The 3,190-nt window shown below is 58.5% G+C and carries 4 protein-coding genes; 1 reads left to right on the forward strand and 3 read right to left on the reverse strand.

Features of this window, described 5'->3' with window-relative positions; translation table 11 throughout:
• The coding region (locus tag IQ254_RS30490) for a four helix bundle protein (RefSeq protein WP_193969886.1) at positions 1-196 on the reverse strand (196 nt) is incomplete at its 3' end.
• Here IQ254_RS30490 and IQ254_RS30495 point away from each other — a divergent pair.
• A complete protein-coding gene (locus IQ254_RS30495) occupies positions 175-399 on the forward strand; it encodes a WD40 repeat domain-containing protein (protein ID WP_193969887.1) in 225 nt (74 codons plus the stop codon). The two genes, IQ254_RS30490 and IQ254_RS30495, sit on opposite strands and share 22 nt — an antisense overlap.
• 99 nt (positions 400-498) lie before the next feature.
• Here the strand turns inward: IQ254_RS30495 and IQ254_RS30500 are convergent, their stop codons facing one another.
• Together IQ254_RS30500 and feoB are read right to left on the reverse strand one after the other, a co-directional pair.
• Positions 499-783 (reverse strand): FeoC-like transcriptional regulator, encoded by a 285-nt coding sequence (locus IQ254_RS30500; protein WP_193969888.1) that lies wholly within the window; start codon positions 781-783, stop codon positions 499-501.
• A 66-nt stretch (positions 784-849) separates the two neighbouring features.
• Complete coding sequence (gene feoB, locus IQ254_RS30505) at positions 850-3,180, reverse strand: Fe(2+) transporter permease subunit FeoB (RefSeq protein WP_193969889.1); 2,331 nt, start codon at positions 3,178-3,180, stop codon at positions 850-852.
• Between the last annotated feature and the right edge of the window lie 10 nt (positions 3,181-3,190).

Raw genomic sequence — 3,190 nt, forward strand, 5'->3', positions numbered from 1 at the left:
GGCGTCTGAGCATACTGGCAATGGCCGTGCACTCTTCCTCAAGATGTTCGTATTGAGCCGGGCTGAGGTAGCCAATTTCTCGGGCAATGATTCCTTGGGTCAGGACTTCGGCGGTTGAACCCTTGGCAATGTAAAAGTGCCTGATAGCTTGGGCATTGGTATTAAGTAACAGCGGTGGCGTTTCAGCCTCAGTCAACCCTGCTAGCCTCTGCTTCCGAGGATGGCTGGGTCTGTCTATGGCAAAAGGCTACCCAGGCAACCCAAATTCTTGAAGAGGCATCGAGTGGTTTTTCGACCCTCGCCTGGTCGCCCCAGGGCAAGTACCTGGCAGCGGGGGGCTGCGGGGGAGAATTGCTGGTGTGGGTGAAGGTGATGACGGGTAAGGGGTTTGGCGGCTAGGGAATTGATACCGGCGGACAGGGGCTAGGCCCAGGGGTGACCTGAGTACTGTTTGGCAAAAAGATGGTCACCCTGGCTGAGGGTGACCGGTGCTGGGTGTTAGGAACAGTTGGCCGACTGAGGCCGCAGAGTTGTTGGCGGGCAGGAACTTAACTGCACCGTGGTTGGTTGAGCAACCCATTCGTAACACTCCAGCTGGCTGAAATCGCAGCAGGTGCAGTCTGCACATTTTTCCGGCATCGGTAAAGCGCGAATGCGCCCTTTGCGGCTGAGTTTTACCAGCATGGGTCTGAGCGCCTGGCTGTCGGTGTGAAAATGCAGGGATAGATCGGCGATGGAGACCGTACCGTGGGCAGCTATATAGGTCTGGAGGGTAGTGAGCATGGGGAGTGGGGGAGTGGATGAGTGGGCGGGGAGTGGATGAGTGATATTTATAGATCCTTTACCCCATCACCCCTCCAGCAGCAGCGATCGCCTGCGCCGGGCCGGTCGGGAATAGCGCATCAGGAGAACAGTGGCGATCGCAACCCCCATCAGCCCAATTATCCAGGCGGTGGAACTAGCGGGATGGCGGGAGAAGGTCATCGCCTGGTAGTACATCACAGCGCTCCAGTAGGCGAGGGCTGTAGTCCAGAGGCCAACGAAGGCGGTCCAACCGGCGTTGGTTTCTCGGTAGACAGCTCCCATCGCTGCCACGCAGGGAAAGTACATCAGCACAAACAGCAGGTAGGCGAAAGCCCCCACCCGACCATCGAAGCGCAGCGCCATTTGGCCGAAGGTGGTGTGGGTGACGGCCTGCTCTTCGGCGGCGGCATCCAGGTCGCTGACATCACCGATGGAGAGGCCAAGGGGGTCGAGCAGAGTACCGGGGAGGGCAGCCAGGTTGGCGGGGATAGAAGCAAAGGCTGCACCGATGCTGCCGAAGAAGTCAAAGCCATCGTCGCCCAGGTCTACTCCGGCAGCCAGGGCTTCATCCCGAGCGAGCTGGCTATAGAGCGAGTCAAGGGTGCCAACGACAGCCTCTTTAGCAAATACCCCGGTAAAGATGCCGACGGTGGCGGGCCAGTTCTCCTGGCTGATACCCATGGGGGCGAAGACCGGTGTAATGCTTTGACTGACGGAGCTGAGAATAGAATTTTCGCTATCTTCGTTGCCGATGGAGCCATCGGTGCCGATGGAGTTGAGCAGACTCAGCACCATCACCATCACGACAATCACCCGCCCGGCTCGGATCACAAAGCTTTTGAGCCGTTCCCAGGTACGAATCAGTACCCCCTTGAGGGTGGGCAGGTGGTAGGTGGGTAGCTCCATCACAAAGGGAGCGGCTTCTCCCTTGAGCAGGGTGTACTTCATGATCAGGCCGGTGACGATCGCCATGCCCATGCCCACCAGGTACAGCAAAAACACGATGTTTTGCCCAGCCCTGGGGAAGAAGGCGGCGGCGAACAGGGCATAAACCGGCAACCGCGCCCCGCAGGACATGAAGGGGTTCATCAGAATGGTGAGGATGCGATCGCGGCGACTCTCCAGGGTGCGGGTGGCCATGATCGCCGGTACGTTGCAGCCAAACCCCACCAGCATGGGCACAAAGGATTTGCCGGGTAGTCCCACAAACCGCATAAAGCGATCCATCACAAAGGCGGCGCGGGCCATATAGCCGCTGTCTTCCAGAACCGCCATGAACAAGAACAGACAGGCGATCACTGGAATGAAGGTGGCCACGGTTTGAATGCCGCCGCCCATGCCATTGGCCAGCACCACCGTGACTAAATCCGGCAGGCCGATGGCGGTTAGAACGTGGCCTAAACCATCGACAAAAATGGTGCCAAACAGAATGTCGAAAAAGTCGATCAAGGCACCGCCCACGTTGATGGCAAACATAAACAGCAGATACATCACCCCCAAGAAAATGGGAATACCCAGCCAGCGGTTCAGCACAATCTGATCAATCTGGTCAGATTTGGTGACGCTGACCTGCCGGGGCCGATTGGCCACGTCGTTGACCAGGCGATGGGCGTAGCTGTAGCGGCTATCGGCCACGGCGATATCGATGTCTTCGCCCAAGACCTGGTGAATGCGATGGCGCTGTTCCGCCACCTGCTGCACCAGATCGCCCGAAAGTTGAGGACTGTGGCTGTCGTCGTACTCCAGCAATTTCAGGGCCGTCCAGCGATCGCGGGGGGTGGGATGGCTAGATCCTGCGATCGCGGGGGTCAGCACCGATAGGGATTCTTCAATCACCGTTGGGTAAACCACCTGGGTCCGAGGTCGATAGGGAGCCTGCAAAAACTCGTTCAAGCAAAGCTTTAGATCCTCAACCCCCTGTCCTTTGGCCGCGACCATGGCAACGACCGGGCAACCGAGTCGTTCTGACAGCAGCTTGGGGTTAACGTGAGTACCGTGCTCCTGGGCCACGTCGGTCATATTCAGGGCCACTACCAGGGGTAGCCCCATCTCTAAAACCTGGGTGGTGAGGTAGAGGTTGCGCTCCAGGTTTGAGGCGTCAACAATATCCACCACCACCTGGGCAGCACCTGACAGCAAATAGTCGCGGGCGATCGCCTCGTCAACACTGCCCTCTGCTTCCGCATCCAGGGCATAGATACCGGGTAAATCGACGACGGTAACCGTCTGCTCACCATGGCGATAGCGGCCCTCCTTGCGATCGACGGTGACGCCGGGCCAGTTGCCTACCTGCTGATGGGCTCCGGTGAGAGCATTAAACAGGGTTGTTTTGCCGCAGTTGGGGTTGCCCAGGAGGGCAATAGTGGGGGAGTTCATAGGGGTGATG

It is taken from the genome of Nodosilinea sp. LEGE 07088, from assembly GCF_015207395.1.
Taxonomy (GTDB): domain Bacteria; phylum Cyanobacteriota; class Cyanobacteriia; order Phormidesmidales; family Phormidesmidaceae; genus Nodosilinea.

What these genes read in the sequence shown, in the direction of transcription:
- IQ254_RS30500 (WP_193969888.1), bottom strand. Translation starts at nt 783, where the DNA reads ATGCTCACTACCCTCCAGACCTATATAGCTGCCCACGGTACGGTCTCC.
- feoB (WP_193969889.1), bottom strand. Translation starts at nt 3,180, where the DNA reads ATGAACTCCCCCACTATTGCCCTCCTGGGCAACCCCAACTGCGGCAAA.